This is a genomic window from Thalassospira sp. UBA1131, assembly GCF_002311515.1.
In the GTDB taxonomy this organism is placed as follows: Bacteria; Pseudomonadota; Alphaproteobacteria; order Rhodospirillales; family Thalassospiraceae; genus Thalassospira.
Window position 1 is genome coordinate 11,642 of record NZ_DCAO01000135.1, and the last position, 5,038, is coordinate 16,679.

Genomic DNA, 5,038 nt, shown 5'->3' on the forward strand with positions numbered 1-5,038 from the left:
ATACCGTCATCCCGCCAATCCATCCGCGTACCTTAGAAAAAGCCGCTGGGTACAATGAGGCGGGTCACAAGGAAAAAGAACCCGAGCAGGCAGGACGCAAGACTAAACAACGCCAGACCGAACACAACCTTGCGCAGGATCGGGCGGTTCGGGATTTCTTCGATGGCATCAGACAGCGGATCAGATGAGTCATTACGCATTAGGTCGGGCCTCCACCCGTCATGCGCCAGAAAAGGCCCAGCACAAAGACGGCGATCGCAATCAGAAGTGCAATCAGGTTAAGCGGTTTGTGCAGGAACGATTTTTCACGTTGCACAGACGCACTGGAATTGCGGTTACGGAACGGACGTCTGGCGACGCGCGCAACAATCATTGCGGCAGCAGCGCCAACAATGATCATGACAATTCCCCAGACGGATCCGATTTCCATTACTTACCCGGCAATTTGTGGTCACTCGATACGGGACCAGTCAACGCGATCAGGCGTTGTGATCAAGACCCCACATGGCAAAGCGGTTGGGATCATCGCCCCAGTTTTCACGCACCTTCACAAACAGGAACAAATGTACCCGGCGTTCGAAAATGGCTTCAAGTTCCTTGCGGGCGTCACTGCCAAGCGCCTTGATACGTTTGCCACCCTTGCCAAGGATGATCGCCTTCTGGCCTTCACGCTCAACAAAGATGGTCTGCTCAAGCTTGACCGATCCATCCTTACGCTCTTCCCAAAGCTCGGTCTCGACCGTTGCGGAATAAGGGAGTTCCTGCTGAAGCTGGTAATAAAGCTTTTCACGGGTAATTTCGGCCGCAAGCAGTCGCAGCGGCATATCCGAAACATCGTCTTCCGGGAACATCCACGGGCCATCGGGCATCTTGGCGGCAAGGAAATTCACCAGATCCTGCGTACCCGCACCCTTTTTGGCCGAAATCATAAAGACATCGGTAAAGACTTCGTGGGCAAACAGGTCTTGGGACAGACGCAGAAGCTTTTCCTTGTCGGAAACTTTGTCGACCTTGTTCAACGCCAGGATCGCCTTGCGGTTCTGTTCCTTAAGCGTCTTGATGATGGCCAGATCTTCGTCCGTGATGCCGCTTCCGGCATCAATCACCAGAACAACAAGGTCTGCGTCATCTGCCCCATTCCAGGCGGCCTTGACCATCGCGCGGTCAAGACGGCGTTTGGGTGCAAAGATGCCCGGCGTATCAATGAAAACAATCTGCGCGTCTTCGGTCATGACGATACCGCGCACGCGCGTTCGTGTCGTCTGGACCTTCGGCGAGACGATGGACACTTTCGTACCAACCAACTGGTTCAAAAGCGTCGATTTGCCGGCATTCGGCGCACCAACGAGGGCCACAAAGCCACAACGTTGCTGATAAGGTAATCTGTCTTCGGCCACCGGTGTGGGAACCTCATTCATCACTAAGTTTATCCAACATCAATTTTGCGGCGAGTTGTTCCGCTTCGCGTTTCGATTTGCCTTCGGCACTGACACTGTCACCGTCGCCGGTCGTCAGTTCGATGGTAAATAACGGCGCGTGGGCCGGGCCTTCACGGCCGACCATCTCGTATTTCGGTAACGGCTTGCCCCGCCCTTGCAGCCATTCCTGCAATTGCGTTTTGGCATCCTGCGGCGGCTTGTTGGCTTCATCCAAAAGCGGCGTCCAAAGCTTTTCAATAAAACGCCGCGCCGGTTCAAGACCACCGTCAAGATAGAGTGCGGCAATCACCGCCTCCATGCAATCAGATAAAATCGCCGGATTGGTATCAGCCCCTGCTGCGCGTTCACCCTTTGCCATCTGGATGTGTTCACCCAGTTTGATCTGTTCTGCCACGCGCGCCAAAGTCTCACGACGCACCAGTGCGACAAACCGTTTGGCCATGGCCCCTTCGCGCTCACGCCCGAACCGGGTATAAAGCATCTCGGCCACGACAAGACCCAGCACACGGTCGCCAAGAAACTCAAGGCGCTCGTTACCGCCGCTTAGCATATCCTTGCCCTTGGCGGCACTACGATGGGTCAGTGCCACACGTAAAAGATCGGGATCGGAAAAACCGTGATCAATCTCGGCGATCACCGGCAAGCCGTCGCTCATCAGTTAACCCCCTGGAACAGGCGATCAAAGCGGATGCTGCCAAGGTCATAAACCGGCTGGGAGCTGTCCTTGGAATAGAACAGGAATTCTGCACGACCGACCAGGTTTTCAATCGGAACAAACCGGAAGCGCGACGGGAAGGCACGGCTGTCTGCCGAATTGTCGCGGTTATCACCCATCATGAAGAAATGACCTTCCGGTACGGTGAAAGCTTCGGTGTTGTCGCTCGGTCCCTGATCGCCAAACATCTCAAGAATGCGATGCACACGGCCATTGGGCAGGGTTTCGATATATTGCGGTACTGCGGCTGATCGCCCGCCACCATCGGTCAGGATGTAATCCTCGATGCGCTCGCGCTCGATCATCTTGTTATTGATGTAAAGGCGGCCTTCCTTGACCTGAACCGTATCGCCCGGCAGACCAATCACACGCTTGATGTAATCCTGCGAGGTATCAGACGGCAGCTTAAAGACAACCACATCGCCACGTTCCGGTTCGCTTTCAAATACACGGCCCGGAATGATCGGCAGGCTGAACGGCATGCTGTGCTTCGAATACCCATAAGAGAATTTCGACACAAACAGGTAATCCCCTACCAGCAAGGTCGGGATCATCGAGCCAGACGGAATATTAAACGGTTCGAAAGCAAAGGTCCGAACCATAAGTGCAATGACAATGGCCCAGAAAACGGTCTTCAAGGTGTCGAGCAAACCACCCGTTTTCTTCTTATGCACAAGCTTTTCCATTCCGTGTTCAACCAATCAATTTTTGTCAATCTGCCGAAATCACAACGACCGCATTGGCCATCGGATATTCGTCCGTCAGGGTCACATACACAGAGGCAGTTTTCCCATCCGGGGTCAATTCTTCAAGTCGTGCTTGCGCACCTTCAATCAAAACCATATCGGGCTTGCCGCTGGGCTGATGTACCACACCCATGGTGTTATGATAAACACCGCGGCGAAAACCTGTCCCAAGCGCCTTTGAACAGGCTTCCTTGGCGGCAAACGCCATGGCAAGCGACGAGGCAGTCCGGTGCGGCTTGCGTTTGGCACGCGCAATCTCGATATCGGTAAAGACACGCTTCATGAAACGCTCACCATGGCGTTCAAGAGTAGCCTCTATCCGACGGATATCGCATAAATCTGTGCCAATCCCAATGATCATTTACGCATAACCTGCCTGCGTGCGAGCTTCATCCATCAAACGGCGCATTTCGGCAATCGCCGCTTCAAGCCCGACAAACACCGCCTCACCAATCAGGAAATGCCCGATATTAAGCTCGGCAATTTCCGGCATGGCGGCAATCGGCTTGACGGTTTCGAAATTCAAACCGTGACCGGCGTGAATTTCAAGTCCGATCCCTGCCCCATATTGCACAGCATGGCGGATACGGTCCAGTTCGCGGGCGCGTTCTTCGTCGGTCTTCGCATCGCAATAGGCCCCGGTATGGATTTCCACCACCGGCGCACCGAGGCTTTTGGCCGCATCAAGCTGTGCTTCGGATGCCTCGATAAACAGTGAAACGCGAATGCCGGCATCACCAAGGTCCGAGACAAAACGTTTCAGATGGTTATGCCCACCGGCAACATCCAGCCCGCCTTCGGTCGTGCGTTCTTCGCGTTTTTCCGGCACCAGGCAAACCGCGTGCGGCTTGGTCTGAATTGCGATGGCCAGCATTTCATCGGTTGCCGCCATCTCGAAATTAAGCGGCAAATCAACTTCTTCGCGCAGGCGCTGCATATCCGCATCACGGATATGGCGACGGTCTTCGCGCAAGTGTGCCGTAATCCCATCCACACCAGCCGCCTTTGCAAGCTCTGCTGCCCGCACCGGGTCGGGCAGATCGCCGCCGCGGGCGTTTCGAATGGTCGCAACATGGTCAATATTGACCCCGAGGCGCAGCTTCGCATTCATGATGTTTCATCCTGCTTTTTGGTGGCGTGCTTTGCGGCGGTTCCGATCTTTTCCTTGGCACTTTCAAGCATCGGGCCAAGGCCATGACGCTCGGTCTTTTTCATCCGGCGCAAGATGCGGTTATGGCGATAGATCACAACCGCACGGCGGATCGGGAAGTAAAACAGTATCCAGATAACAATCGTTGTCGGAATACAGCCAACCACCATCGGCCAGATGATATCAACAATGCTGGCCCAGAGTTGCCCCAGTGCCTGCTGATCACTGACATCCCAGTTACCGAAAATAAGCCCGCCGCCGACATAATTCAGACCCAGGACAACAAATTCCCACAGCACCGCCATATCGAAATGCACTGTCGAACTTGCCGAATGCGCGCCAAGGATCCAGTTGCCGCAGGTATAAAGCCACAACCAGATAAACGGAAACGTCCAGGGATTGCCAACCACTGTCCCCAACAGGGATGCCACCACGTTACTGCGCGTCAAAAGGCTCAGCAGTGTCGATATAACAAAGTGGAACCCGATAAACGGCGTGAAAGACACCGCCGCCCCGATCGCAAAACCCGATGCGATGCTATAGGGCGATCCGGGCAAACGGGCGACCCGATGGGCAAAATACTGTGACGAACGACGCCATCCGCCGCGCGGCCATACCACGTTGCGTACACGCTGAAAGGATGAAGGTTTGCTGCGGCGCCGAAACATGCGGGGTCAGTTCTGGATCTAATCACGTAATGCTGTAAAATCTTGAAGCATATGCGTAAGTGCTGACTGCGCGATTGGCAAGGCTTTTGCGCCAAATTCGCCTAAAAGGTGAAGGCGTTTACAGTTCGCCGTCACCCGCGCGCGCGTTCAACGGCATTGACCACCGGTGTGGCACGCAATGCGGCAATGATATTGGTCAGGTGTTTGACATCGACCACATCGATATCAATCAGCATTTCAAAGAAGTCTGTCGTGCGATTGGTAAAGCGCAGATTGGTGATGTTGCCATGGTTCTTGGCAATCACGCTGGTGATTGAACT

9 protein-coding genes and 1 pseudogene (1 of these 10 only partly in view) are annotated in these 5,038 nt (G+C 54.4%); all 10 read right to left on the reverse strand.

Features of this window, described 5'->3' with window-relative positions; all coding sequences use genetic code 11:
- Positions 1 to 23, reverse strand: a pseudogene (gene recO / locus B3Z49_RS21980) (DNA repair protein RecO) (it extends 682 nt beyond the left edge of the window).
- 9 nt (positions 24 to 32) lie between these two features.
- Positions 33 to 200: a hypothetical protein gene (locus tag B3Z49_RS21985; protein WP_156518943.1), complete on the reverse strand. Its 168-nt coding sequence runs from the start codon at positions 198 to 200 to the stop codon at positions 33 to 35.
- Positions 200 to 430, reverse strand: a complete 231-nt coding sequence (locus B3Z49_RS21990; protein WP_008891142.1) for a hypothetical protein — start codon at positions 428 to 430, stop codon at positions 200 to 202. The genes B3Z49_RS21985 and B3Z49_RS21990 overlap by 1 nt, the downstream gene beginning before the upstream one ends.
- A gap of 49 nt (positions 431 to 479) precedes the next feature.
- Positions 480 to 1,418: a GTPase Era gene (gene era, locus B3Z49_RS21995; RefSeq protein WP_008891143.1), complete on the reverse strand. Its 939-nt coding sequence runs from the start codon at positions 1,416 to 1,418 to the stop codon at positions 480 to 482.
- Complete coding sequence (gene rnc, locus B3Z49_RS22000; protein ID WP_008891144.1) at positions 1,411 to 2,094, reverse strand: ribonuclease III; 684 nt, start codon at positions 2,092 to 2,094, stop codon at positions 1,411 to 1,413. The genes era and rnc overlap by 8 nt, the downstream gene beginning before the upstream one ends.
- Positions 2,094 to 2,840, reverse strand: coding sequence for a signal peptidase I (gene lepB / locus B3Z49_RS22005; RefSeq protein WP_008891145.1), 747 nt, complete (start codon positions 2,838 to 2,840; stop codon positions 2,094 to 2,096). Before lepB ends, rnc begins: the two co-directional genes overlap by 1 nt.
- A 25-nt stretch (positions 2,841 to 2,865) precedes the next feature.
- Complete coding sequence (gene acpS / locus B3Z49_RS22010) at positions 2,866 to 3,261, reverse strand: holo-ACP synthase (protein ID WP_064789141.1); 396 nt, start codon at positions 3,259 to 3,261, stop codon at positions 2,866 to 2,868.
- The gene (locus tag B3Z49_RS22015) at positions 3,262 to 4,011 is read right to left on the reverse strand and encodes a pyridoxine 5'-phosphate synthase (RefSeq protein ID WP_296995002.1); all 750 of its coding nucleotides are present in this window, start codon (positions 4,009 to 4,011) and stop codon (positions 3,262 to 3,264) included.
- Positions 4,008 to 4,670 (reverse strand): DUF2062 domain-containing protein, encoded by a 663-nt coding sequence (locus B3Z49_RS22020; RefSeq protein ID WP_231959728.1) that lies wholly within the window; start codon positions 4,668 to 4,670, stop codon positions 4,008 to 4,010. Before B3Z49_RS22020 ends, B3Z49_RS22015 begins: the two co-directional genes overlap by 4 nt.
- A gap of 179 nt (positions 4,671 to 4,849) precedes the next feature.
- Positions 4,850 to 5,038, reverse strand: a 189-nt coding sequence (locus B3Z49_RS22025; protein ID WP_296995003.1) for an ACT domain-containing protein, incomplete at its 5' end; no start/stop codon positions are given.